Here is a 25,290-nt window from a genome sequence, read left to right as displayed (position 1 = left end):
GCGGGTCTACGGGGCGCTGAGGACGGTCTCGCCGACGTCGACGAAACCGGGCTTCTGCGCCACGAGCCGCCCCTGGCGGACCACCTGGAAGGTCACCTCGTGGTTGACGATCCGGGTGAAGCCGGGGGCACCGAGCATGTCCTCGTACTTCCAGCGCAGGACGGGGGTGAGGCCGCCGGTGTCGATCCGCTCGCCCCGGTCGAGGGCGTGGCTGATCTGCTCGGCCGTGATCGTGTCCTGCTGGAGGGACTCGATGACCTCCTTGAGGACCGTGTACGCGATCCAGGTGGTCTGGACGCCGGCGTCGGCCGGGTCGACCCGGTTGTCGGCGAAGGCGTGCTCCTGGATGACCTTGCGCATCGGCGCCCAGCTCTTGTCGCCCGCCTCCGGGTACCAGCTGGTGACGAAGGCGCCTTCGAAGGGGCTGTGGGGGCCGCCGGTGCGGTCGATGACGGGCTGGTCGACGCTGCCGAGGACCGAGGAGATCCGGACGGCGTCCTTGTCCCGCTTCTCCTCCTCCCGGCCGGGGAGGCGGCGGAAGGAGTCGAAGAAGGTCTGGGTGCGCTCGCCGAGGACGGCGGTCACGCAGCCCTTGTCGCCGGCCGCCCGGTTGCGGGCCCGGTGCGCCTGCTCGGTGTACTCGGCGGCGTCCTCCAGGGCCGGGATGTCGACGGCGCCCCGGTGACTCTCCTTGCGCAGGCCGGAGTCGAGGAGCTCGGGGAGCTTGTCCCCGGCGGTGGTGTCGGGACGGACGAGGGAGACCTTGTCGCAGGAGCCGGCGAGCTGCATGCCGTGCCCGGCGACGAGGGAGGCCACTCCGCCGTTGACGGGGTAGGAGAGGGGGCTGGTGAACTCGTCCTCCGCGATGCCGTAGCCGCCGATGTACGGGATGCCCGCGGCTTCCAGCGGGGCCATGAAGGCGCGGCCGTTCTGGCTGTACGAGCCGACGACGGCCACCGCGTTCTCGCGCACGGCCCGGCGGGCGCAGGCGGCGGCGCCCGCGGTGGTGTTCTGTTCGTTGCAGGTCAGGACGCGCAGTTCGTGTCCGTCGATGCCGCCCTGGGAGTTGACCCACCGGGCGTAGGTCTGTGCCATGGCGGGCATTCCGGGCATGTTGGTCGCTCGGGTCTGGTCGGGAGCCCAGGTCATCACCGTGACGGGCTCCCTGGAGCCCCCCGTGGCCCCAGGGAGCACGCCACACCCGGTGAGCAGCGACGCTCCGGCCGCCGCGGTCGTGACGTACGCGAGGAGTGAGGTCAGTCGCCTACCGGTCATGGGCATGCACATTTCCGCCTCACGGGTAACGCGGGAGTGAGCGCGGTTCAACGGTGGGTGACGTGAAGGTGAATTGCGGGGGCGGGCGATCGGAGGGGGAGGGGCCGGATCCGCTTACCGGACAAGGGAACGTACGATCGAAACGTGTCCAGTCCAGTCCCCGGTCCGGTCCCCGGTTCGGTTAACTCTTCCCGTCGCGGCCGTCGCTCCTCCACCATGGGCGGCATGCCGCTCAACGACATGCCGTGGTGGCGCTGGCGCAGCAACGTGCGCTCGGCGCTGCACATGCTCTCCGACCCCGTGTTCCACGAGACGACCTGGCTGACCGGCCAGGAGGGGTACGGCGACGTCACCGACGCCGTCTACCGCCTCGTCGAGGACACCTGGCTCGACAACTGGTCCGCCGAGAAGTACGTCGGCGCGATCTTCCGGGACTCCGGCGAGGCCGCCCTCGTCGACGTCGCCGTCCTCCGGGTGCTGCGGATCATGCACCAGGTCGGACCCGACGCCCCCGTCACCGCCTACGTCGCCCATCCCGGCTGGCCGGAAGCCGTCCGCGCCGCACGCGAGGCACACGTACGGATGGCGCAGGCCGACGGCGATGACCCGGACGCGCCCCCGCGCTCCCTCGACGTGCTGCGTATCATGACCCGGTCCTGAGGCGTTCCGCCTGACGGACGCCGGCCTCCCGGCCGGGCGTCGTATGGCAGGCTGACAGGATGACCGACCAGTACGTCCTCACCCTCTCGTGCCCCGACAAGCAGGGCATCGTGCACGCCGTGTCGAGCTACCTCTTCATCACCGGGTGCAACATCGAGGACAGCCAGCAGTTCGGAGACCGTGACACGGGTCTCTTCTTCATGCGGGTCCACTTCTCCGCCGAGGCGCCGGTGACGGTCGACAAGCTCCGGGCGAGCTTCGCCGCCGTCGGCGACTCCTTCGCCATGGACTGGCAGATCAACCGCGCCGACCAGCCCATGCGGGTCGTGCTCATGGTCTCCAAGTTCGGCCACTGCCTGAACGACCTGCTCTTCCGGTCGCGGATCGGGGCGCTGCCGGTGGAGATCGTCGCGGTCGTCTCCAACCACACGGACTTCGAGGAGCTGGTGGGCTCGTACGGGATCCCGTTCCGGCACATCCCGGTGACGAAGGAGACCAAGCCGGAGGCGGAAGCGGAGCTCCTCGACCTCGTCCGCTCGGAGAACGTCGAGCTGGTCGTCCTGGCCCGCTACATGCAGGTCCTCTCCGACGACCTGTGCAAGCAGCTCTCCGGCCGGATCATCAACATCCACCACTCCTTCCTCCCCAGCTTCAAGGGCGCCAAGCCCTACCACCAGGCGCACGCCCGCGGCGTGAAGCTCATCGGCGCGACCGCGCACTACGTGACGGCCGACCTCGACGAGGGCCCGATCATCGAGCAGGAGGTCGAGCGCGTCGGCCACGAGGTGACGCCGGACCAGCTGGTGGCGATCGGGCGGGACGTGGAGTGCCAGGCGCTGGCGCGGGCGGTCAAGTGGCACGCGGAACGCCGGATCCTCCTGAACGGCCGCCGCACGGTCGTCTTCGGGTAACTCACCCGAACCCCCGCGCCCCCGGGCCGGCGCCCCCGCCCCGTCGTGGGCAGTCGTTCCGCCGGGACGGCGCCCCCGCCCACCCCCGTTGTGGGCGGTCGTTCCGCTGGGGCAAGGGGGCCCCTGCTCGAGCGGAGCCGAGAGCTCGGGGGAGGGTGGGCGCAACGGGACGGCGCCCCTTGCCGGGCCCAGGCTCCCGCGCCCTGACCCGCACCGGACGTGTGCCGCCCCTTGCGGTGCGGGTCCAGGCGCGGAACGCGGAGGCGCCGCTATGGGCGCCGTCCCGTGTGCCCACCCGTCCCGCCCAGCGGGACGACTGCCCACACGGCAGGTGGCGGAGGGGCACCGCCCCGCCGGGCGCGGGCCCGAACGGGCGGGGGCGGCGGCACCGCCCAGCAGGGCGCGGCGCCCGCGGGGGCGTCGTCCAGGTGAGTGCGGGTTCCGCGGGCGGGAGTCCGGGGCGGCTACAGGCGGCTCAAGGACGCCGTGGCGGAGAGGACGTCCTTGATGGCCTCGCGGTCCCCGTCCTGCCCCGCCGCCGCCTCCTCCGGCGTGATGTGCCCCGCCACCAGCTGGCAGAACTCGACCCCGTCCATCGCCACCTGCGCCACCGCCCGCTCCGGCGAGCCGACCGCCGCCGGGGAGTCCAGGGAGATGTACCAGTGGCCGCCGCCCGCGCCCTCCACCTCCAGGTGGAGCGAGCGGCCCGGCGCACCGGCCGCGACGAGCTCCTTGGCGGGACCGGCCAGGCCCGTTCGCCGGCGGTTCGCGAGGGCCGCCGGAAGCAGCCGGGCCGCGAGGTCGATCATGCCGTGGAGGTGCGGGCCGCTGGGCGGCGCGTACGGGTACGCCACCGCGGTCGCGATGTCGTCCGCGTGCAGCCAGCACTCGAAGGCCCGCTCCAGGAGCGAGTCGCGGAGGGGCAGGGCGAAGTCCTTGTAGGTGACGGTGAGGTCCGCCACTCCCCGGCCCGCGAAGGCCACCGTCCGGATCAGCGTGTGCGACTGCTCGCGCCACGGTCCCCGGAGGGACCGGTTCGGCGGCCGGTCGAGCGCCGCCCAGAAGGCCTCCGTCCGCTCCGTCGGCGACAGTTCCGGCAGGGCCGTGCCCAGCGGGTCGTCCAGGCCGAGCGCCGCCGACACCAGGCCGTCCACCGCCAGGAGGTGGCCGATGACCGCCGCGACGGTGGCCTTGCGGCGCACGACGTGGTCCTCCTCGTACCACTTGAGCCGTACCGGCGCGTGCCACTCGGACTCGCCGATGTCCCTCAGGAGCGCGTCGAGCCGGGCGGTCTCCGCGTCGTACGGCGTGACCCAGTCGGGGACGGGGATGCGGGCGGGGCGGCGGCCCAGGCAGTTCTCCAGGACCCGGGAGCGGAGCAGCGGGTCGAGGTCCAGGTCGCGGTCCTCGTGGAGGAGCGTGACGGCGTCGCGGAGCCGGAGGGCCTCGTCGGCGCAGGGCGCGCACGCCGTGAGGTGGTTCTCGACGGCCTTGGTCTCGCCGGCGGAGCACGCCGAAAGGGCCCAGGCCCCGAGGAGGGACTTGAGCACGTTGTGGCTGAGGTCCGGTACTTCCGGTTCCTCCGGTTCCTCCATGTCCGCTTCTTCCGCCTCCGCCCCCGGAACCTCCGGCAGCCGCGCCGTCAGGTCCGCGTGGTCGTCCGCCGCCCGGCGCGGCCCCGGTATCCAGGGGGCGCGTGCGACGTCGTCCGCGTCGTCGTCCGGCCCGGTCACAGCGGCCGTCCGTAGCCGGGCGGCGAGGACCCTTCGAGGGGGCGGGCGTGCGCGGAGGAGAGCAGCTGGAGCCCCAGCCGGAGGCGCCGGCGGGCCTCGTCCTCGGTGACGCCGAGGTCGGCGGCGGTCTGGCGGTAGTCGCGGCGCTGGAAGTACGCCAGTTCGAGCGCCTTCCGGAGCGGCGCCGGCATGGAGGTCACGATGTAGTCGGCGCGGGCGGCGACCGTGGCCCGGTGGACCTTCTGCTCCAGCTCCTCGGCGGAGCCGAGGCCCGTCTCCGCGAACGCCAGGGCCTCGGCCTGCCGCAGCCGGTGCACGGCCTGCCGCTGGGTCAGCTTGGCGACCCACGAGCGCATGTTGCCCTGCTTGGGGTCGTAGGAGTCGGGGTTCTCCCAGATGTAGCCGAAGACCTCGCGTGTGACCTGGTCGGCCGCCGCGTCGTCGTCGAGGACCCGGTGGGCGAGGCTGTGCACCAGGGCGGCGAACCGGTCGTAGAACTCGCCGAGGGCGGCGGCCTCCCCGCGCGCCAGCCGCTGCTGCATCCTGCGGTCCCAGCGCGGTGGTGTGTCCATCGCCATGCGGCCCTCCGCCCCTCCTGGATCCCCGGTCTCCTCCAAAGTAATGGGCCGCTCCGACAACGCACGCCTGTTTGCCGCAAGTGCGCCCTTGACGCGGATGCGGATGGTAAGGAAAGCGTCATCCCCGCGTCCAAGGGTTTCGGCGCCTCCCGGTGGGGCAGGCGGCGTCCGTGACGACGATCGAGGTCGACGAGGACGAGCACGGCTCCTGGACGGTTCTCCGTGTCCGGGGTGAAGTGGACCTGGTCACCTCTCCCCGGATACGCCGCCGCGTCCACGACGCCGTCGCGGGCGGCCGGCACGACCTGGTCATCGACCTGTCCGCCGTGCGGTTCTGCGATTCCAGCGGCGTCGGCGTGCTGATCGCGTCCCGCCGCCTGCTCCGCTCGTGCGGCGGCCGGCTGCGCCTGATCCTGCCGGAGCAGCGGGCGGACGGGGAGGGCCACGTCGGCCGGGTGCTCTCCGCGCTGGGCGTGCAGCGCCTCTTCGACGTGTACGAGGACGTGCCGGGGGCGACGCTCACCGAGCCGGGCCGAATCGCTCCCTGAGCTTGTACTTCAGCACTTTGCGCAGGGTCTCGTTGCGGGGGAGCGCGTCCACCACCTCCAGCTGTTCCGGCAGCTTGTGGACGGAGAGCCCGGCCTCCCGCAGGAAGGCCGTGACCTGTGGGAGACCGAGCGGGGCGGCGCCCGGGGGCTGTTCGACGACGGCGCAGACGCGTTCGCCGCGCTCGGCGTCCGGGAGGCCTATGACGGCGGCGTCGCCCACGTCCGGGTGCCGGTGGAGGAGGTCCTCGATCTCCTTGGCCGAGATGTTCTCTCCCTTTCGGATGATGATGTCCTTGATCCGGCCCGTGAGCACGAGGTGGCCGGTGGGCGTGAGGTGCCCGACGTCGCCGGTGACGAGGAAGCCGTCCTCGTCGAAGGCGGCGGCCGTCTGCGCCGGGTCGAGATAGCCCTGGCAGACGGCCTCGCCGCGGAGCCGGACCTCGCCGTCGCCGGTGATTCGGATCTCCATGCCGGCGGGCGGACGGCCCTCGGTCGTGGCGAGGTTCTCGACGGTGTCGTCGGGGGCGCCCATCGTGATCATGGGGACCTCGGTCATGCCGTACCCGTGGGTGAGCTGGCAGCCCAGCTCCTCGCGCACCGCGTGGTAGATCTCCGGCGGCTTGGGCGCGCCGCCGCCCGCCAGCAGGCGGAGGGTGGGGATGACGGGCTTTCCCGGCTGCTTGCGCTGCTCGGCGAGGAACATCGAGTAGAAGGCGGTGGAGCCGCCGGCGACGGTCACGCCGTGCCGGTTGTACGCGTCGAGCGCCTCCGGCAGCGCGAACTGTTCGAACATCACGGCCGGGAATCCGTACAACAGGAGCATCACCGTGTAGTCGGGCCCGGCGATGTGCGCGTACGGGAAGGCCATCGAGCCGACGTCCTCGGCCGTCAGCCGGAGGGCGTGGGCGAGGCAGGAGCCGCCGGCGAGCAGCGAGCGGTCGGTGTGCAGGACGCCCTTGGGATCGGAGGTGGTGCCGGAGGTCCAGTAGATCCAGCGGACGTCGGTGCCGGAGGCGGGCGGCGGGGGCAGGACGGCCGGGTCGCCGTCGGGCAGCTCCTCGTAGGCCTCGAAGATCCCGCGCGCGCCGAGCCTCCTCGCCATCTCCGCATGGTCGAATCCGCGCCAGATTCCGGGGACCGCGAAGAACTCGGCCTTCGACTCGCGCAGCGCGAAGCCGACCTCCTTGTCCCGGTGGAAGGGGATCACCGGGGACTGCACGGCGCCGATGCGGGCGAGCGCGAAGGAGAGCACGGCGGTCTCGATGCGGGTGGGCAGCTGCCAGGCGACCACCGTGCCGGGGCGCACGCCCATTCCGTGGAGGCCGGCGGCGCAGCGCTCGGCACGCTCGCGGAGGCCGCCGAAGGTGAGGACGCGGTCGTCCTGGAGGAGGACGGGCCGGTCGGGGGTGAGGGCGGCGCGGCGCTCGACGAGCTCCCAGAGCGTGCGGGACTCGCCGAGCGTGTGTGCGGTCTCATTCATCCCGTACTCCTCATTGCTGACGTTCCGTCAGATGGTGCGGTGAGCGTAGAGGTCCGGCGCTTGTCGGTCCAGGGGTGCGGGGCTAGCCTGATGCCATCGGATCTGACGGGTCATCAGAAAATGGAGAAGGCTCCATGACGGAACTGCCCCGCATCATCAGCGTCGACGACCACGTGATCGAGCCCGCCCACCTCTTCGAGACCTGGCTCCCGAAGAAGTACCGCGACCGTGGTCCCCGCCCCCTCACGGCCGGCATCGGCGAGCTCGCCTACGTCGCCGGCAAGTACCAGATCACGATGGACCCCGAAGGCCCGCCCACCGACTGGTGGATCTACGAGGACCTCAAGTTCCCGTACAAGCGCAACATCGCCGCCGTCGGCTTCGACCGCGACGACATGACCCTGGAGGGGATCACGCGGGAGGAGATGCGGCGCGGCTGCTGGGACCCGAAGGCCCGCCTCGCCGACATGGACCTCAACCACGTCGAGGCCTCCCTCTGCTTCCCCACCTTCCCCCGCTTCTGCGGCCAGACCTTCGCCGAGGCCCGCGACAAGGAGGTCGCCCTCGCCTGCGTCCGCGCCTACAACGACTGGATGGTCGAGGAGTGGTGCGGCGACAGCGGCGGCCGGCTCATCCCGCTCTGCATCATCCCGCTCTGGGACATCGACCTCGCCGTCGCCGAGATCCGCCGCAACGCCGCCCGGGGGGTGAAGGCCGTCACCTTCTCCGAGATCCCCACCCACCTCGGCCTTCCGTCGATCCACTCCGGCCACTGGGACCCGTTCTTCGCCGTCTGCCAGGAGACCGGGACGGTGGTGAACATGCACATCGGCTCCAGCAGCCAGATGCCCGCCGCCTCCCCCGACGCCCCGCCCGCCGTCCAGGCCTCGCTGAGCTTCAACAACGCCATGGCCTCGATGATGGACTTCCTCTTCAGCGGCGTCCTCGTCAAGTTCCCCCGGCTCAAGCTCGCCTACAGCGAAGGCCAGATGGGCTGGATCCCGTACGCCCTCGAACGCGCCGACGACGTCTGGGAGGAGCACCGCGCCTGGGGCGGCGTCCGCGGCCTGATCCCCGAGCCGCCGTCCACGTACTACTACCGGCAGATCTTCTGCTGCTTCTTCCGCGACAAGCACGGCATCGCCTCGCTGGACGTGGTCGGCAGGGACAACGCCACCTTCGAGACCGACTACCCGCACGTCGACTCGACCTTCCCGCACACCAAGGAGGTCGCCCTCGACCACGTCCGCGGCCTCGACGACGAGACGGTCTACAAACTCATGCGCGGCAACGCCATCCGCATGCTGGACCTGGACATCGTCTGATGGACCTCTCCTGCACCGAAGAGGAGGAGGCCTACCGCGCCCGCCTGCGGGAATGGCTCGCCGTCACCCTGCCCGGCCTCCCCGAACGCCCCGACCCGCTCGACTGGCCCGCCCGCCGCGCCTACGACTGCGGCTGGCAACGCCGCCTGTACGACGCCGGATACGCCGACACCCACTGGGACGCCTCCCCGACCCAGCGCCTCATCTTCCTGGAGGAGACCGAACTCGCCGGGGCGCCCTACGTCGGGGCCAACTTCGTCGGCCTGCTCCACGCCGGCCCCACCGTCGCCGCCGAGGGCACGGCCGCGCAGCGCGAGCGCTGGCTGCCGCCGATCCTGCGCGGCGACGAGGTCTGGTGCCAGGGCTTCAGCGAACCCGACGCCGGGTCCGACCTCGCCTCCCTCCGCACCCGGGCGGTACGGGACGGAGACGCGTACGTCGTCACCGGACAGAAGATCTGGACCTCGCACGCCGAGGTCGCCGACTGGTGCGAACTCCTCGTCCGCACCGACCCGACGGCCCCCAGGCACCGGGGCATCACCTGGCTCGCCATGCCCATGGACGCCCCCGGCATCACCGTGCGGCCGCTGCGCACCCTCGCCGGATCGACCGAGTTCGCCGAGGTCTTCCTCGACGAGGTGCGAGTGCCCGTCGCGAACCGGGTGGGGGAGGAGAACGACGGCTGGCGCGTCACCATGGTCACGCTCTCCTTCGAACGCGGCACCGCCTTCGTCGGCGAGGTCGTCGCCTGCCGCCGCCTCCTCGGCGAACTCGCCCGCACCGCCCGGAAGGACGGCACCTGGGACGATCCCGTCCTGCGGCGCCGGCTCGGCAGGCTCTCCGCCGAGTTCCAGGCCCTCTGGCGGATCGTCCAGGCCAACGTCAGCGAGGCCCAGGCCACCGGCGGGGTCCCCGGCGCGGGCGGCTCCGTCTTCAAACTGCACTACTCGCACGCCCGCCAGGAGCTGTACGACGCGGCCGCCGCCGTCCTGGGCCCCGACGCGCTCGACCTCGGCCGCGACTGGAACCTCGACCGGCTGTCCTCGCTCTCGTACACGATCGCGGCCGGCACGTCCCAGATCCAGCGCGACATCGTCGCCGAGCGCATCCTCGGCCTGCCGAAGGGGCGGTGATCCTGTCGTGGACTTCCGACTCACGGAGGACCAGAGGGCGTTGCGGCGAGGGGTGCGGGAACTGCTCGCGCGGCTCTTCGACCGGGAGGCGCTGCGGGCGGCCGTCTCCGAGGCCTCCTTGGACCGGGAGCTGTGGCGGGAGCTCGGCGACGCCGGGTTCTTCGCGCTCCGGCTCCCGGAGGAGGAGGGGGGCGTGGGGCTCGGGCTCCCCGAGGCGGTGCTCGTCTTCGAGGAGGCGGGAAGGGTGCTGCTGCCGGGGCCGCTGGTCGCGACGCACCTGGCCGCGGGTTCCGTTCCGGGCGCCGCGGAGGGGGCCGTCGTGGTGACCGATGCCTCGGAGGGGCTCGTTCCCTGGCTGGACGAGGCCGACGTGGTGCTGGGGGACGTGGACGGTGCCGTGCCGGTGCGGTCCGTCGATCCGCTGACGCCGCTCCATCGGGTGCCCGGGCCCGGGGGGCGCGCCCGCCCTTCCCCGAGCGGGGGGTACCCCCCTCGCCCTGCGGGGCGCCTGCCCGCGACGGGGCTGACGGAGGCCCTGCTCACCGCCGCCGAGCAGGTCGGAAGCGCGCGGGCCACCACCGACATGGCCGTTTCACACGCTCGGCGGCGGGAGCAGTTCGGGCAGGTCATCGGGGGGTTCCAGGCGGTGAAGCACCTGTGCGCCGGGATGCTCGTGCGGGCCGAGCTCGCGCGGGCGGCCGTGTGGGCCGCGTCCGTGACCGGCGATCCCGTCGAGATCGCGGGGGCCAAGCTCCTCGCCGACGAGGCCGCCGTCGGCAACGCGCGGGACTGTCTCCAGGTGCACGGCGGGATGGGCTTCACCTGGGAGGCGGACGTGCACCTGCACCTGAAGCGGGCCTGGGTGCGGGCCGAGCTGCGGATGCCCGCGGCGCGGGCGGAGGAGACGGTGGCGGCGGGGCTGTAGCGCTGCGTGCCCGGAGGGTGGCGGAATGTCGATATCGGGTTGTGTCCTTCGACGGGGCCGTCACGGCCCGGAGTCGGCCTCCGGCTCCGGTACGCTCCGTGGGATGCGAGTGCTCGTCGGCCCGGATCGTCCCGGTGTCGCCCCTGTGGCGGCTCCGCGGCCGGGAATGCCCGCCGCTCGCGCCCGGCGTTCGACTACCCGCAGCGTGCGTCGCACAGTATGGACCACGCGTACTCCTTCGCGCTGGAATATGCCCGAAGCGCTTGTTGCGGTGACTGTACGTCAACCATGCTGTCCCACAAGGGAATCACGTTCCGTGAAGGTGTGTTGTCCGCCGGTTCGGATGGTGTGAGCGGTGCAGGTGCTTCAGGTTCAGTTGGTGGTCGGGCCGGACCCGGCGGAGGTGGGGCGAGCCCGGAGGTGGGCCCGTTCGCGGCTCGCCGGGTCGGGCATAGGGGACGACGAGTCGCTCGCCGAGACGCTGGTGCTGCTGATCTCCGAACTCGTGACCAACGCCGTGGTGCACACCGGCTGTCCGGCGGTGCTGCGGATGCTGTTCGCCGCGGAGGGCGGGGTGCGGGTCGAGGTGGCCGACACGAGTGACCGGCCGCCGCGGCCCCGGCACGCGGAGGGCGAGGACACCAACGGGCGCGGCCTGGAGCTGGTGGACGGCCTCGCGGACCGCTGGGGCTGGCAGCCGGAGGGCGCCGGCAAGAGCATCTGGTGCGAGGTGGGCCGGATGGCGCCCGTGTCCCCGGTGCCGTCCTTGTCCCCTGGACGGGTGCACTGTTGACGGTTCGTTCCGTTTTGCCCACCCTGGGGTGAGCGATTCGTGGCGAGGGGAGCCGAGGGCCGTGTGCCCTCGGCGTGTGCGGGTCGCAGCCGGGTGGCGGCGGGTCGTGCCGTGCTCGGGGCGCGCGCGAGTGCGCCGCCACCCGCTGGAACGTGCCGGCCCGGGCCGGGGTGCGTGGGGGTGGGGTGCGTCCTAGGCCGGGTGAGGTGGGGGAGAGCCGGTTTCGAGAGAGAAGAAACCACGGCCAGGAACCGAGTGCACCGTGTGGAACGTGCGGCCCGTGTATGGGAGAGACGTAGAACCGCCCGCACGTGGGCCTGTTTCGACGTCGCCGTGGCCAGCGGCCTCTGGGGTCTGACGGTCCCGGCGGGGGCGATGCGGCAACGGCCCGTGGGCACCGGCTGGTACGAGATCGTCGCCCACGGCAGTGTCGCCCACGCGGCGAACGTCCTCCAGGCGTACCCGTGGGACCCGGGGTTCGACCAGCAGTGGCGCTTCAGGGGCCCGCACTGGGCCGGAGTCCCTTCCCGGAGGCGCTGGACCGGAGATCCGCTCCCGAGGGCTCCTAGAGGATCGCCACCGGCGCCACCGGTGTGCCCGTGCCGCCGACGAAGGGCTCGGCCATCGCGGAGAGGAGGAAGCCGTAACGGCCCTCTTCCGCACAGGCTGTGGACAGGGCTTCGAGGTTCCAGTTCTGGCCCTGGTGCATGCCCATCTCGACCAGGTCGAGAGCGTGGACGGGCAGCCAGAGGTTCTCGATCTCCGGCGGGAAGATCTCGAAGGTGAGGGTGTCGTTGGCGACGGCCGCCACGTCCCTGGCGTGGAACCACTCCGGGGTGCGGACGGACAGCCCCGGCGACGGGAAGCCGTAACCGTGTCTGTCGCCGGCCAGGTAGACCTGGATCTGGCCGGTGCGGACCAGCACGATGTCCCCCGCCCGTACGGTGACCCGCCCGAACTCCTCCGCCTCCGCGAGGTCTTCGGGGGTCACGGCATGGCCCCCCGGCAGCCGGTCCACGCCCTTCGCACGGGCCACGTCGAGCAGGACCCCGCGCGAGACGATGGGGGCGGCCTTGTCGATGCCGCTGAACTCGGCGCGCGAGTGGGCGGTGATGGTCGTGGCGGGGCGGCCGTTGTAGATCCTCCCCGAGTGGGAGACGTGGGTCAGCGCGTCCCAGTGGGTGGCCGCCTGCAGGCCCATGGTGACGGCGTCGTCGCTGCAGGCCACCGTGCCCGGGCCGAAGATCTCCTGGTTGATCTGGACCATGCTGTGGAGGGGGTTGATCCGTCCCGGGATCAGTCCCGCCTGGACGCCGTCCTCCTTCAGCGGAAGCGCGAGCGGTATCCGGCGGCCGGTGCGGACCTCGCCGACGGCGGCCCGCACCACGTCCCCGGTGATCAGGTTCAGCGTTCCGATCTCGTCGTCGGCCCCCCAGCGGCCCCAGTTGTTCACGCGCTCGGCGATGCCGTGGAACTCGGCGGGCAGGGACATGGGACCTCCTGAGGTCTTGTGCTCGCGGACCCGGCGGGCCTTAAATCTAACGGTCCGTCAGAAACCGCGGGAAGGGGCCGGGCGTGGGGAACTTCTTGGCTGGCAAGGTCGTCGCCGTGACGGGAGCGGGGCGCGGCATCGGCCGCGCCGTCGCCCTCGCCTGCGCGGCGGAGGGCGCGAAGGTCGTCGTCAACGACTACGGGGTGTCGATCGGGGGCGGCGAGCCGACCTCGGAGATCGCCGCGACGGTCGTGAAGGAGATCGAGGCGGCGGGCGGGACCGCCGTCGCCGTCGCGGACGACGTCTCCACGATGGCGGGCGGGGCGCGGGTCGTCGAGACCGCCCTCACCGCGTACGGACGCGTCGACGGGGTCGTGTGCGTCGCCGGCATCCTGCGCGAGCGGATGCTCTTCAACATGTCCGAGGAGGAGTGGGACCCGGTCGTCGCCACCCACCTGAAGGGCACCTTCACCGTCTTCCGGGCGGCGTCGGCGGTCATGCGCAAGCAGGGCACCGGGACCCTCATCGGCTTCACCAGCGGCAACCACCAGGGCTCCGTGGCCCAGGCCAACTACTCGGCGGCGAAGGGCGGGATCATCTCCCTCGTGCGGAGCGCGGCCCTCGGCCTCCACAAGTACGGGGTCACCGCGAACGCGGTCGCGCCCGTGGCGCGCACCCGGATGTCCGCGAACGTCCCCATGGAGCTCAAGGAGATCGGCGAACCGGAGGACGTGGCCGCGCTCGTCGTCTACCTGCTGAGCGAGCGGGCCAGGGAGGAACGGATCACCGGCCAGGTGTACACCGTCGCCGGCCCCAAGATCGCGGTCTGGGCCCAGCCCCGGGAACTGCGCGCGGGCTACGCCGAGGGCGGCGCGTGGACCCCCGAACGCATCGCGGACTTCCTGCCGGGGACGGTGGGGACGGACCCGATGCCGATGCTGGCGCGCCTGGAGGAGATGGCGAAGGCGGCGGCGGAGGGCGCGCGCCCCAACGCGGGCGCGCGCTCCGGCGTCGGTGAGCGTTCCGACGCGGGCACGCGCCCCGGCGCCGGCGAGGGGGAGCGGTCATGAGAGGCGTCGTCTTCGACGGGAAGCGGGTCCAGGTCGTCGACGACCTGGAGGTGCGGGACCCCGGCCCCGGCGAGGTGCTCGTGGCGATCGCCGCCGCCGGGCTCTGCCACAGCGATCTGTCCGTCGTCGACGGGACCATCCCCTTCCCCCCGCCCGTCGTCCTCGGCCACGAGGGCGCCGGTGTCGTCCGGGCCGTCGGCCCGGGGGTCGTCCACGTCACGCCCGGCGACCACGTCGCCCTGTCCACCCTCGCGAACTGCGGCGCCTGCGCCGACTGCGACCGGGGCCGGCCGACCATGTGCCGGAAGGCGATCGGGATGCCGGGGCAGCCGTTCTCGCGCGACGGGCGGCCCCTCCACCAGTTCGCCTCGAACTCGGCCTTCGCCGAGCGGACCGTCGTCAAGGCCGTCCAGGCCGTGAAGATCCCGAAGGACATCCCGCTGACCTCCGCCGCCCTCATGGGCTGCGGCGTCCTCACCGGCGTCGGAGCCGTACTGAACCGGGCGAAGGTCGACCGCGGCGACACCGTCGTCGTCATCGGCACCGGCGGCATCGGCCTGAACGTCCTCCAGGGCGCGCGGATCGCGGGCGCGCTGACGATCGTCGCCGTCGACACGAACCCGGAGAAGGAGGCGGTGGCCCGGCGGTTCGGGGCGACCCACTTCCTCGCCTCCGCCGACGGCGTGCGGGACGTCCTGCCCACCGGCGCCGACCACGTCTTCGAGTGCGTCGGCCACACCGGTCTCGTCCGGACCGCGATCGACCTCCTCGACCGGCACGGCCAGGCGGTCCTGCTCGGCATGACCGCGCCGAAGGCGGAGGCGAGCTTCCCGCCGGCCGCGATGTTCCTGGACAAGTCGATCCTGGGCTGCCGGTACGGCTCCTCCCGCCCGCAGAAGGACATCGCCCTCTACGCGGAGCTGTACCGCTCCGGAACCCTCCTCCTCGACGAACTGGTGACCCGGACCTACCCCGTGGAGGACTTCGCACGGGCCGTCCAGGACGCGGAACGGGGGAAGGTGGCGCGGGGCGTGCTCACCTTCTGACCGACCCGCGAAACGCGGTGGGGCCCGGAGCCGTCGGCCGTTACGGTCCCGGTCATGTCCTACCGCGAGCTCGCCACCCGCTCCGTCCTCGCCTGGTCCGCCGTCATGGTCACCGGCCGGCTGCCCGTCGCCATGGCGCCGCTCGCGCTCGTGTTCCTCGTGCGGGAGCGGCCCGGCGGCTACACGCTCGGGGCGGCCCTCGCCGCCGTGTACGTCCTCGGGGAGATCCTCGCCGCGCCCGTCCTCGGCATGCGGCTGAACGCGGAGCGGGCCCGGCCGCAGCTCGTCGCCGGGCTCGCGGTCGGCGCCGCCGGGTTCACCGGGCTCGGGCTCGCGCCCGGTGCCCACCCCGTCGTCCTCGCCGCCCTCGCGCTGGTCGCGGGCACCGGACCCGCCGCCGTGCCCGGCGCGCTGCGGGCCCTGCTCACCAGCCTCGTCCCGGAGCGGGCCGTCAACCAGGCGATGAGCGTGGAGTCGATGACGACCTTCCTCCTCTGGGCGGCCGCACCCGCGCTCACCACCGGCCTGGCGCTCGGCGTCGGCCCGGCGGTGCCGCTGCTGCTGCAAGGCCTCCTGACGGGGCTCTCGGTGGCCGGGCTGCGGCTGCTGCCGGCCGGCTGGTCCGCCGAGGCGCAGGAGAAGGGGGCGTCGATGCGGCGGACCCTGCTGCGGGCCTGGCCCGTGTACGTCCTGGGAGCCGCCGGCCTCACCCTGCTCGCGCTCGCCGAACTCATCCTGCCCGCCCTCCTCGAACAGCGCGGGATCGGCATCGGCTGGGCGGGCCCGCTGCTCGCCGGCTTCTCGATCGGCTCGGCGGTCGGCGCGTTCCTGTACGGCCTCCGGGAGGGCTGGCCCGGCCCGCCGGCCGTCCAGTCCATGGTCCTGGTCCTCGGCGTGGCCGCGGGCGTCGCGCTGGTCGCCGTACTGCCCTGGACGGCGGCGATCGCGGTCGCCCTGGTGGCCGCCGGCCTCCTCCAGGCCCCGGCGAGCCTCACCCGGAACCTGCAGCTCCGGCAGGTCCTCCCGCCGGGCGCGCTCGCCGCCGGGTACTCGGTCATGTACGCGGCGGTGGGCGCCGGTTACGCGGCCGGCGGCAGCCTCGCCGGCGGGCTGCTGGAGGTGGTGGCCCCGTCGACGGCGATCCTCTGCGGGGTGGGCCTCACGGCGCTGCTCACGGCGATCGGCGCGGTGGGGGAGCGGCGGCTGTCCCGGCGCACCCCCGACGTGCCGGAGGTCCGGGCGGGAGTCGCGCCCGGTGCCGTGGGGGTCGCGCCCGGTGCTCAGGTCGCGGCGGACGCCGCCGCGGAGGCACCCGAGCGGAACGTCCGCCGGTAGGACGTCGGGGTCACCCCGATCGCGCTCATCAGGTGCACCCGCAGCGACTGGGCCGTGCCGAAGCCGGCGTCCCGGGCGACCCGGTCGATGGGCAGGCCGGTGGACTCCAGGAGGTGCCGGGCGCGTTCGACGCGCTGCTGGGTGAGCCACTGGCCGGGGCTGAGGCCGACCTCGTCGCGGAAGCGGCGGGTGAACGTCCGGACGCTCATCGCCTCCTTCTCCGCCAGGTCCCGCAGCTGGATCGGCTCGTGGAGGTGGGCCAGCGCCCAGGCCCGCGCGGTGGTCGTGGTGTGGGTGCCGCTCTCCGGCAGGGGCCGCTCGATGTACTGGGCCTGGCCACCGTCCCGGTGGGGCGGTACGACGGTCCGGCGGGCGACCTCGTTGGCGACGGCCGTGCCGTGGTCGCGGCGCACGATGTGCAGGCAGAGGTCGATCCCGGCCGCCACCCCGGCCGAGGTGAGGACGTCGCCGTCGTCGATGAAGAGGACGTCGGCGTCGACCCGCACGCTCGGGAAGAGGCGCTGGAAGTGCTCGGCGGACGCCCAGTGGGTGGTGGCCGGGCGCCCGTCGAGGAAGCCGGCGGCGGCGAGCACGTACCCGCCGGTGCAGATGGAGACGAGCCGGGTGCCGGGCCTGATGTGGCCGAGCGCCGCGGCCAGCTCCTCGGGGAGCCTGCCCTCCTCGTGGACCGGACCGAGCTCGTACGAGGCGGGCACGACGACCGTGTCGGCGGTCGCGAGGGCCTCCGGGCCGTGCTCGACGTGGATCGAGAAGTCGGCGTCCGTCGGCACCGGACCGGCCTTCGGGGCGCAGGTCACGATCTCGTACAGCGGCCGGCCCCCGGGGTCCTTCGCGCGGCCGAAGATGCGGTGCGGGATGCCCAGCTCGAAGGGGAGGAGGCCGGGCAGGGCGAGGACGGCGACGCGGTGCGGCTGCTGCACGGGCGGGGTGCTCCCTCCGTTAATCGGTGGTGGTCCAGACCATAGGGCTGGTACGAGTACGTGTCCGTGACGGACAACACGTACAAGTCTGAGGCCCCCGGGCGGATTCCCGTCCCGGTCGCGCCGGCCGCACAGCAGCCGCCCGCGCCGACCACGCTGTGGAACCGTAACTTCCGGCTCTTCTTCGTCGCCCGCGGCGTCGCCGTCCTCGGCGAGGGCATGGTCCCGGTCGCCTTCGCCGCCGGCCTCCTCGGCGCCGGCCACCCCGGCTCCACCGTCGGCTACGCGCTGGGCGGCTGGACCGCCGCCTTCGCGCTCTTCGTGCTCTTCGGCGGCGTCCTCGCCGACCGCTTCACCGCCCGCCGCATGATGATCCTCGCCGACCTCCTGCGGCTGCCCGGCGCCGCCGTCCTCGCCGTCTCCTTCACGCTCGGCGGCCCGCCGCTCTGGGCGGTCTACGCCCTCTCCGTCCTCAGCGGCGTCGGCGCCGCCCTCTTCCAGCCGGGCGTCGCCTCCACCATCCCCCGCATCGCCCCCGACGTGCAGCGGGCCAACGCCGTCCTGCGGGTCGTCGAAGCCCTGATGACCATGGCGGGACCGGCCGCCGCCGGCCTGCTCGTCGCCGTCTGGAACGCGGGCGCGGCCTTCGCCGTCAACGGCGCCACCTTCGCGGTCAGCGCCGTCTGCTTCCTGCTGATGCGGCTTCCCCCGATCCCCTCCGACTCCGTCCCCCGCGCCTCCCTCGGCGCCGAACTCGCCGGCGGCTGGCGGGAGTTCCGTGCCCGGAGCTGGCTCTGGGGCGTCATCTCCATCTGGACGGTGTACGGACTGACCGTCGCCGGACCCATGGTCCCGCTCACCGCGAGCCTCGTCACCGAGGAGCACGGCGCGGCGGCGTACGGCGTGCTCATGGCCGTCAACGGCGCCGGCAGCGCCGTCGGCGGCCTCCTCGCGATCCGACTGCGCCCGCGCCGCCCCCTCGCGGCGGGCGCGGTGGCGCTCCTCGGCCTCCCCGTGAGCCTCGCCCTGCTCGGCACGGGCGCGCCGGTCGGGGTCCTCGGCGCCGGGCAGTTCGTCGGCGGGGCGGCCTTCGCCTTCTGGCTGGTCATGTGGTCCACCTCGGTCCAGACGCACGTGCCGCAGGAGGCCCTGAACCGGATGCACGCGTACGACGTGGCCGGCTCGCTCCTGATGATGGGCGTCGGCCGCACCCTGTCGGGGCCGGTGGCGGCGGCGGTCGGCACGGAGGAGGTGCTGCTCACGGGGGCGGGGATCGCGGTGCTCGTGGTGGCGGCGCTGCTGGTCGCGCGCCCGATCAGGACGCTGCCGCGCATCTGAGGGCGCATGTCCCGATCCTTTGGAAACCTGTCATTCGGGCCAATGGCGGGGGAGGAACCGGCCCGGAATGCTCGGTGGCATGGCCCAGACAACCGAGACGTCCGCCCGTACACCGGCCGGCCGACCGCTCCGCACCCCCCGCGTCCACCGCGCCTGGTTCGTCGCGGCGGTCACCTTCGTCACGATCATCGGCGCGGCGGCCTTCGCCTCCCTGCCCGGCCTGCTGATCGAACCGCTGCACGAGGAGTTCCACTGGTCGCGCGGCACCATCGGCTTCGCCGTCTCGGTGAACCTCGCCCTCTACGGACTGACGGCGCCGTTCGCCGCCGCGCTCATGGACCGCTTCGGCATCCGCAGGGTGGTGGCGGTGGCCCTGAGCGTGATCGCGCTGGGCTCCCTCCTCACCGTCCGGATGACGGCGGCCTGGCAGCTCGTCCTCTACTGGGGCGTCCTCGTCGGCCTCGGCAGCGGCTCCATGGCGCTGGCCTTCGCCGCGACGGTCACGAACCGCTGGTTCGTCGCGCGGCGGGGGCTGGTGACGGGCATCCTCACGGCGGCGGGCGCCTCGGGCCAGCTGATCTTCCTGCCCCTGCTCTCCTGGCTGGTGGAGCACCAGGGCTGGCGCCCCGCCGCGGTGACGGTGGCCCTGGCGGCCCTCACCGTCGTCCCCTTCGTCTGGCTGCTGCTCCGCGACCACCCGGCGGACGTCGGGCTCGCCCCGTACGGCGGGGAGCACGCCGACAAGCCCGCCCCCGTCCCCGGTGCGGCCCGCCGCGCGATCGCCGTCCTCCTCAGGGCGGCCCGCACCGGCCCCTTCTGGCTCCTCGCCGGTTCCTTCGCGATCTGCGGCGCCTCGACGAACGGCCTCGTCAAGACCCACTTCGTGCCCGCCGCCCACGACCACGGCATGCCCGTGACGGCGGCGGCCGGACTGCTCGCGGTGATCGGCGTCTTCGACGTCGTCGGCACGGTGGCCTCGGGCTGGTTCACGGACCGCTTCTCGCCGCGTCGGCTGCTGGCGGTCTACTACGCGCTGCGGGGGGTCTCGCTGCTGTTCCTCCCCATGCTCCTGGCGCCCTCGGTGCACCCCCCGATGCTCTTCTTCATCGTCTTCTACGGCCTCGACTGGGTCGCCACCGTCCCGCCCACGATCGCCCTGTGCCGCGAGCACTACGGCGAGGACTCGGCGATCGTCTTCGGCTGGGTCCTCGCCTCCCACCAGGTCGGCGCCGCGGCCGTCGCCTTCGCGGGCGGCGTGGCCCGCGACGTCTTCGGCACGTACGACGTCGTCTGGTACGCCTCGGGCGCACTGTGCGCGGCGGCGGCCCTGATGGCCCTGGTCATCAGCCGACCCCGGACGGAGCCGCCGTCCCCGGCAGGAGCATGATGCCTCTCGGGGGGTGATCGCCGATGAGCGGTCCTGACGAGGGCGCGCGGAGCTTTGCCCGGATGCTGAGGGTCTCGACCCTGGTGCTGTTGCTGGAGGCGGCGCTGGCCCTGGTCCTGGGGATGGTGTTCGGCGAGGCCGGGCAGCCGGAGCCGGGCGAGGAGCGCGTCAGCGCCCTGACGCTGCTGGCGCTTCCGCTCGTGTCGCTGCTGGCGCTGCTGGCCGCCGCGGGGGTCTCCGCGGCGATCGTGCTGCCGACGGTGCTGCTCGGCGAGGACCTGGCGCGGCGGACCGGAAGCCGCGCCCTGTGGTGGCAGCTGCTCCTGTCGACCGCCGCGGGGGCGCTGCTGCTGCCGCTCGCGGGGTGGGAGGGGTGGCTCGTGGGGGCGGTCTGCGTCGCCGTGGCGGCCCTCCTCACCCGCCCCGCCCGGAAGGGCTACTTCGTCGGGCTGCTCCTGTGGGGCACGGTGGCGGTCCTGACGGTCTCCATGCTGGGCGGGATCGCTGCGGCCTGACCTTGCGACACGGACCCGCACCCGGCGGGGGCGGTGCCCCTCCGCCACCTGCCGTGTGGGCGGTCGTCCCGCTGGGGCGGGACGGGTGGGCACACGGGACGGCGCCCTTCGCGGGGCCTCCGCGTTCCGCGCCTGGACCCGCACCCCGTGTGCGGCGCACCGGTGGTGGCCGTTCAGGCGCGGGAGCCTGGGCCCGGCAAGGGGCGCCGTCCGTTGTGCCCACCCTCCCCCAAGCTCTCGGCTCCGCTCGAGCAGGGGGGACCCCCTTGCCCCGGCGGAACGACCGCCCACAACGGGGCGAGGCGGGGGTGGGCACCGCCCCGGCGGAACGACCGCCCACAACGGACGACGGGGGCCTACGCGCTGAACCGCCCGAACCGCCCCCGGTGGAAAAGCAGAGGATCCCCAGTCCCCTCCGTCGCGTCCAGCGACTCCACCCGCCCCACCACGATCAGATGGTCCCCGCCCGTGTGGACCGCGGTGATCGTGCAGTCGATCCAGGCGGGCGCGCCGGCGAGGCGCGGGGAGCCGGTGGCCGGGGCCGGGGCCCATGAGACGCCCGCGAACTTGTCCGCGCCGCTCACCGCGAACGACCGGCACAGCTCGCCCTGCCCGGCCCCGAGGACGTTGACGCAGAAGGTACCGGCCGCCGCGATCCGGGGCCAGGTGGTCGACGTACGGGCGACCATGAAGGCCACGAGGGGCGGGTCGAGGGAGAGCGAGGCGAAGGACTGGCAGGCGAAGCCCGTCGGCCCGTCCGCGTCGAGGGCCGTCACGACGGTGACGCCGCTGGCGAAGTGGCCCAGGACGCGGCGGAATTCGCCGGGGTCGACGGGGGCCCGTTCGTTCTCCCCGACCGCGCGCAGATCCGGCCGGGGCAGTGGTTCCACGGCCGTCGGCGAACCGGCCGCTCTCAGGTGTCGGACGGCGGTGGCCGCCATCCCCGCATGTCCCATCACACCGTCCATTGAACCTGACGGTGCATCAGATGAGAACCCTTCGGGGACGACGGCCACCGGCTCCGGTCAGCCCGCGACGGCTCCCGTCGCCCGGGTCCACGCGACACCGGACGTGTGCCCGGTCCGCAGCGCCGTCACCCGGACGGTGATCCTCAGTCCGCGCTGGGCCGACGTCAGCGTGTACGTCGTCCGCGTCGCCCCGCTGATGGCCCGCCCGCTCGCGTACCACTGGTAGGCGTACGAGGTCGGCGCCGGCGTCCACGCACCCCGGTTCAGGGTGAGCGTCCGACCGACGCGGACCGTGCCCGTGAGGTACGGCGCGCTCGTCGCCTTCGGCGCGAGGCCCAGGGCGACGGCGACCCCCGCCGTCGTGTACGCCCCGCTCAGGTGCCCGGTCCGCAGCGCCGTCACGGTCACCGTGAGCTTCTTGCCGAGGACGGCCGGGACGGGCACGTACGAGGAACCGGTCGCGCCGGAGATCGCCACGCCGTTCGCCCGCCACTGGTACGCGTACGAGGTCGGCGTCGGCGACCAGGCGCCGACGACGGCCGTCACCTTGCCGCCGACCCGCACGGCCCCGGACATGTACGGCACCGTGGTCGGCCTGGGCGCGACGCCCTTCACGACCACGGGCCGGGTGGTGGCGGTCGCGTTCGGGTGGCCGGCCTTGCGCGCGGTCAGCGTCACCGTCAGCTGCTTCCCCTGGAGGGCCGTGGGAATCGTGTAGGTGGACGCCGTGGCGCCGGAGATGGCGACGCCGTCCGCCTTCCACTGGTACGCGTACCCGTCGGGCACCGGCGACCACGGCCCCGGACTCGCCGTCACCTTGCCGCCCACGACCACCGTGCCCGTGATGGCGGGCACGCCGGTGGAGGCGAGCGGGGCCGTGATGGTGATCGGGGCGGGCCGGTACTCCACGCCCCTGCCCGAGTCCACGCGAAGACTCAGTCTGTGCCCGACCGGCGCACCGGTCAGGTCCAGAGCCACGACCATGCTGCGGCGGTCGGGCGCGACGGAGACCGTGGTGGACGTGGCCCCGTAGAAGTAGGCGTACGGGTCGTCGTGCTCCTCGACGACGACCCGGGTCCAGCTGCTGAGCGAGGTGCCGGTGACGGTCATCGTGATCTTGCCGGCGCCGACCGTGCCAGGCGTCACCGACGTCACCGTCCACGGCACGAGGCCGCAGACGCCTTCCGCCACGATGCACCCGGCCTCCGCCCGGATCGGGGTGGTGGACGCCGTGGGTCGGTCGGGCAGTCCGATCACGAGCGTGGTCGGGAAGGACGCCTTCGTGTCGCCCTGCGGGGCACAGCTGTATTCGGGAGACCAGTAACCGGACGCCTTCTGGCAGGTGTTCCGGCCCGTGGCGATGTCGTAGAGCCATGCCTTGGGCCAGGTCGCGTACGTGCCCGTCGACGAGAAGTCGAGCGTGAACGCATCGCTCGCCGCGGTCGGCAGCACCGCGCAGAGCGCGGACTTCTGCTCGCTCAGCTCGTCGGTGAGCGGGCCGAAGCCGTGGCTCACGTCGGAGAGCCGGACGCACTCCGGCGCGGGGACCGTGCCGGTGCCGATCCGCAGGGCGTCGATGTGGTGGGAGGGAAGGGCCGTCCCGGCGTTCGGCGTGACGACCGCCTGGTACCGGGTGGAGCCGGTGGGGGCGCAGTCCTCCGGGGAGTCCGTGCAGACCTCCACGCCGTTCGCGTCGTACACGACGAACCGCACGGTGTCCCCCGCTCCGCGGAGGGTCAGGTGGAGCCTGTCCGTGGCGGCGGCGGTCACCTGGTGGCAGTGGGAGACGTCGACCGGACCGGGGAGGCCGTCGAGGGACGGGCCGCCGACCGGGGCCGCGGGGCCGCTCGGGCAGCCCTTGGCGGTGGCGGTGACATCCTGGCGGACCAGGGCGTACGTGGCCGGTGCGTCATGGCCCTGGAAGAAGACGGTGTGTGCCACTCCCGGGGCCAGCCCGCACAGTTCCTGTGCGGAGCTTCCCTCTGCCCGGAGGGAACAGGCCCACTTGCCCGAGGCGTCGAAGACCACCAGGCCGGCCGCGCGCTCTCCCGCCGTCCGCCGGAGCTGGAGCAGCTCCCTCGCGGAGTGGTCGGCCGCCGGGATCGTCAGGCAGTCGTTGAAGACGCCGTCACCGGTCGTCAGATCGGCGCGGGGCGTGTCGTCCGTGAAATCCCCGGACGGGAGGACACGGCAGTCGCCCGGCATGTCGGCGCGGTCCACGCGGATCCGGTACGCGCCGGTCGGCGCGGAGGTCCTCGCACTCGTGACGAGCAGTCGGTGCGGGGCGGTGCCCGTCAGGGTGCAGGTGCTGTCCTCGTCCGCGTCACGGTAGGAGCAGACTTCCCTGCCCGTGGCGTCCAGCACGCTCAGGTGCACGGCGTCGTCCGGCCGGAGGACCACGGAGGAGCCCTGCGGGGCGGGCAGGGTGAGGCAGTCGGTCTCGCCCAGGCCGGTGAGGGTGCCGTGGTACAGGGTCGAAAGGGCGAGGTCCTCGGTGCAGCCCTCGGCGGAAGCGCGGTCGCGCAGCTCGACCAGGTCGTCGCTGATGAACGCGTACGTGACACCGGCCGTGAGGACGCAACCGTTCATGAGGGTGCAGGAGATCGATCGGCCGTCCTGGTGGTAGATGTCGAGATGCGTCTCCCAGCCGTTGGTGTCGAGGGACCGTGCCTCGTAGCGGCGGCTCACCTGCGGGGTGAAGCTCCTGCACCCGCTCGGCGGTGACGCCTGGACGGCGGCGGTGCCGTAGGCGGTCGGGGTGATCGGGGTGCAGCCCTCCGGGTTCGACAGGCGGCGGACCAGGAGCCTGTACTCCGCGGCGGGGTCGGTGGCCCGGGACAGGTCGCCGATGACGCGGTAGCCGCCGGCCCCCTGGGGCAGGATGCAGCCGGGGAGGCCGTCGTACGAGGAGGCGGGGCAGATCCGCCGGCCGGTGTCGTCGGTGATCCAGTGGTGGAGGTAGTTCCTCCCGGAGCGCAGCTCGGTGGTGATTCGGTCACCGGCGGAGGCGTGGAACGTGTGGCAGACGAGGCCCAGCCGGCCGGTGCCGGGACCGGTTGCCGGGGCGGTGTCGTAACCGGTGCCGGGGATCTCCGGGCAGCTCGGTCCCGGTGTCAGGGGGATGACGGAGAAGCGCAGCGAGTCCGCCCACGCGTGGTTGCGCACGCGGACGGTATAGGTGCCCGGGCTGAGCGGACAGAGCTGCTCATCGGCTTCGTCACGCTCGCAGGAGACCTGGGTGGCGCCCGAGAAGAAAGTGAGGTGGATGTTGGCCGCGCCGTCGCGCATCACGCGGTGCAGGCCCTGCTGCTCCGCCGTGACGGTGAAGCAGGTCTCCTCGTTCGCCCCCAGCGTCACGGAGCCCTCGGGAGCTCCCGTCGCGCCCAGCGGGGTCAGCGGCAGCGCGGGGCACGCCTCGGTCGTGGACGGCGGTGTCGGGTTCGGCGGCGGCTCGACCGTCGGCGCGGGCGTCGGGTCCGTCGTCGCGGACGGCTCGGGCGCGGATGTCGTGGGGTCGGGCGCGGGAGCCGGGTCCTGCGCGGGTGCCGCGCTGGACGGCGCCGGGGCCGGCGTCGCCGCCAGCGCCGTGCCCGTCGGGAGCATTGGCCCCACGAGGGCTGTCAGCAGAGCGGGGACCAGGAAGAGCGATCTTCCGGATCTTCGGGATCTTGTGCGCGAGCGCGCGGAGTTGGGCATTCCGTTCCCCCCCGGAGCGGTGTGTCTGGCATATGCGCGACACACCCTAGTCTTCTGAGTCAGGAATTCTGTTCAGATATGAGGCGAGGCGTTCGAGGATCTCGTCCGCGGTCTTGGTCCAGACGTAGGGCCTGGGGTCGA

Annotated in this window: 21 protein-coding genes; 13 read left to right on the top strand and 8 right to left on the bottom strand. The window is 73.1% G+C overall.

Going from position 1 to position 25,290, the window contains the following annotated elements:
* Positions 1 to 6: 6 nt before the first annotated feature.
* The gene (locus K7G60_RS27875; RefSeq protein WP_374115699.1) at positions 7 to 1,275 is read right to left on the bottom strand and encodes an ABC transporter substrate-binding protein; all 1,269 of its coding nucleotides are present in this window, start codon (positions 1,273 to 1,275) and stop codon (positions 7 to 9) included.
* Positions 1,276 to 1,491: 216 nt separating this feature from the next.
* On the opposite strand from K7G60_RS27875, the gene K7G60_RS27870 reads away from it, so the two are divergent.
* Both K7G60_RS27870 and purU read left to right on the top strand, forming a co-directional pair.
* The gene (locus tag K7G60_RS27870; protein WP_225803712.1) at positions 1,492 to 1,935 is read left to right on the top strand and encodes a hypothetical protein; all 444 of its coding nucleotides are present in this window, start codon (positions 1,492 to 1,494) and stop codon (positions 1,933 to 1,935) included.
* A 59-nt stretch (positions 1,936 to 1,994) separates the two neighbouring features.
* Complete coding sequence (purU, locus tag K7G60_RS27865) at positions 1,995 to 2,846, top strand: formyltetrahydrofolate deformylase (protein ID WP_225803711.1); 852 nt, start codon at positions 1,995 to 1,997, stop codon at positions 2,844 to 2,846.
* A gap of 464 nt (positions 2,847 to 3,310) precedes the next feature.
* On the opposite strand, the gene K7G60_RS27860 is transcribed toward purU, so the two are convergent.
* Both K7G60_RS27860 and K7G60_RS27855 read right to left on the bottom strand, forming a co-directional pair.
* On the bottom strand, positions 3,311 to 4,579 hold the full coding sequence (locus K7G60_RS27860; protein WP_225803710.1) for a maleylpyruvate isomerase N-terminal domain-containing protein: 1,269 nt from the start codon (positions 4,577 to 4,579) through the stop codon (positions 3,311 to 3,313).
* On the bottom strand, positions 4,576 to 5,157 hold the full coding sequence (locus K7G60_RS27855) for a sigma-70 family RNA polymerase sigma factor (RefSeq protein WP_225803709.1): 582 nt from the start codon (positions 5,155 to 5,157) through the stop codon (positions 4,576 to 4,578). The genes K7G60_RS27860 and K7G60_RS27855 overlap by 4 nt, the downstream gene beginning before the upstream one ends.
* A gap of 170 nt (positions 5,158 to 5,327) precedes the next feature.
* Here K7G60_RS27855 and K7G60_RS27850 point away from each other — a divergent pair, with 170 nt between their 5' ends.
* Positions 5,328 to 5,705 (top strand): STAS domain-containing protein, encoded by a 378-nt coding sequence (locus K7G60_RS27850; protein ID WP_225803708.1) that lies wholly within the window; start codon positions 5,328 to 5,330, stop codon positions 5,703 to 5,705.
* On the opposite strand, the gene K7G60_RS27845 is transcribed toward K7G60_RS27850, so the two are convergent.
* The gene (locus K7G60_RS27845) at positions 5,677 to 7,185 is read right to left on the bottom strand and encodes a class I adenylate-forming enzyme family protein (RefSeq protein ID WP_225803707.1); all 1,509 of its coding nucleotides are present in this window, start codon (positions 7,183 to 7,185) and stop codon (positions 5,677 to 5,679) included. The two genes, K7G60_RS27850 and K7G60_RS27845, sit on opposite strands and share 29 nt — an antisense overlap.
* Positions 7,186 to 7,319: 134 nt before the next feature.
* Here K7G60_RS27845 and K7G60_RS27840 point away from each other — a divergent pair, with 134 nt between their 5' ends.
* The 4 genes from K7G60_RS27840 to K7G60_RS27825 all read left to right on the top strand — a co-directional run bounded on the left by K7G60_RS27840 (position 7,320) and on the right by K7G60_RS27825 (position 11,361).
* The gene (locus K7G60_RS27840; RefSeq protein ID WP_225803706.1) at positions 7,320 to 8,510 is read left to right on the top strand and encodes an amidohydrolase family protein; all 1,191 of its coding nucleotides are present in this window, start codon (positions 7,320 to 7,322) and stop codon (positions 8,508 to 8,510) included.
* Positions 8,510 to 9,643, top strand: coding sequence for an acyl-CoA dehydrogenase family protein (locus K7G60_RS27835; RefSeq protein ID WP_225803705.1), 1,134 nt, complete (start codon positions 8,510 to 8,512; stop codon positions 9,641 to 9,643). Before K7G60_RS27840 ends, K7G60_RS27835 begins: the two co-directional genes overlap by 1 nt.
* 7 nt (positions 9,644 to 9,650) lie before the next feature.
* Positions 9,651 to 10,568, top strand: a complete 918-nt coding sequence (locus K7G60_RS27830; RefSeq protein ID WP_225803704.1) for an acyl-CoA dehydrogenase family protein — start codon at positions 9,651 to 9,653, stop codon at positions 10,566 to 10,568.
* A gap of 355 nt (positions 10,569 to 10,923) precedes the next feature.
* Entirely contained in the window at positions 10,924 to 11,361 is a 438-nt protein-coding gene (locus K7G60_RS27825) for an ATP-binding protein (RefSeq protein ID WP_225803703.1), read from the top strand.
* 565 nt (positions 11,362 to 11,926) lie between these two features.
* On the opposite strand, the gene K7G60_RS27820 is transcribed toward K7G60_RS27825, so the two are convergent.
* A complete protein-coding gene (locus K7G60_RS27820) occupies positions 11,927 to 12,853 on the bottom strand; it encodes a cyclase family protein (RefSeq protein ID WP_225803702.1) in 927 nt (308 codons plus the stop codon).
* Positions 12,854 to 12,936: 83 nt separating this feature from the next.
* Here K7G60_RS27820 and K7G60_RS27815 point away from each other — a divergent pair, with 83 nt between their 5' ends.
* From K7G60_RS27815 to K7G60_RS27805, 3 genes are read left to right on the top strand one after another with little or no spacing between them, the layout of a single operon-like run.
* Entirely contained in the window at positions 12,937 to 13,923 is a 987-nt protein-coding gene (locus K7G60_RS27815) for an SDR family oxidoreductase (RefSeq protein ID WP_225803701.1), read from the top strand.
* The gene (locus K7G60_RS27810; RefSeq protein ID WP_225803700.1) at positions 13,920 to 14,969 is read left to right on the top strand and encodes a Zn-dependent alcohol dehydrogenase; all 1,050 of its coding nucleotides are present in this window, start codon (positions 13,920 to 13,922) and stop codon (positions 14,967 to 14,969) included. Before K7G60_RS27815 ends, K7G60_RS27810 begins: the two co-directional genes overlap by 4 nt.
* A gap of 54 nt (positions 14,970 to 15,023) precedes the next feature.
* On the top strand, positions 15,024 to 16,304 hold the full coding sequence (locus K7G60_RS27805; RefSeq protein ID WP_225803699.1) for an MFS transporter: 1,281 nt from the start codon (positions 15,024 to 15,026) through the stop codon (positions 16,302 to 16,304).
* Here the strand turns inward: K7G60_RS27805 and K7G60_RS27800 are convergent.
* Positions 16,250 to 17,245, bottom strand: coding sequence for a GlxA family transcriptional regulator (locus tag K7G60_RS27800; protein WP_225803698.1), 996 nt, complete (start codon positions 17,243 to 17,245; stop codon positions 16,250 to 16,252). The two genes, K7G60_RS27805 and K7G60_RS27800, sit on opposite strands and share 55 nt — an antisense overlap.
* A gap of 60 nt (positions 17,246 to 17,305) precedes the next feature.
* Between K7G60_RS27800 and K7G60_RS27795 the strand changes: the two genes are divergently transcribed.
* The 3 genes from K7G60_RS27795 to K7G60_RS27785 all read left to right on the top strand — a co-directional run bounded on the left by K7G60_RS27795 (position 17,306) and on the right by K7G60_RS27785 (position 20,485).
* Positions 17,306 to 18,583: an MFS transporter gene (locus K7G60_RS27795; protein WP_374115698.1), complete on the top strand. Its 1,278-nt coding sequence runs from the start codon at positions 17,306 to 17,308 to the stop codon at positions 18,581 to 18,583.
* Between the two features lie 79 nt (positions 18,584 to 18,662).
* Positions 18,663 to 19,970, top strand: coding sequence for an MFS transporter (locus K7G60_RS27790; RefSeq protein WP_225803697.1), 1,308 nt, complete (start codon positions 18,663 to 18,665; stop codon positions 19,968 to 19,970).
* Positions 19,971 to 19,993: 23 nt separating this feature from the next.
* Positions 19,994 to 20,485, top strand: coding sequence for a hypothetical protein (locus K7G60_RS27785; RefSeq protein ID WP_225803696.1), 492 nt, complete (start codon positions 19,994 to 19,996; stop codon positions 20,483 to 20,485).
* A 356-nt stretch (positions 20,486 to 20,841) separates the two neighbouring features.
* Here the strand turns inward: K7G60_RS27785 and K7G60_RS27780 are convergent, their stop codons facing one another.
* On the bottom strand, positions 20,842 to 21,441 hold the full coding sequence (locus K7G60_RS27780) for a flavin reductase family protein (RefSeq protein ID WP_225803695.1): 600 nt from the start codon (positions 21,439 to 21,441) through the stop codon (positions 20,842 to 20,844).
* 69 nt (positions 21,442 to 21,510) lie between these two features.
* Complete coding sequence (locus tag K7G60_RS27775; protein WP_225803694.1) at positions 21,511 to 25,056, bottom strand: hypothetical protein; 3,546 nt, start codon at positions 25,054 to 25,056, stop codon at positions 21,511 to 21,513.
* Positions 25,057 to 25,290 lie beyond the last annotated feature (234 nt).

This window comes from Streptomyces sp. NK15101, from assembly GCF_020400725.1.
In the GTDB taxonomy this organism is placed as follows: Bacteria; Actinomycetota; Actinomycetes; order Streptomycetales; family Streptomycetaceae; genus Streptomyces.
This window is presented reverse-complemented; position numbering and strand designations above follow the sequence as displayed.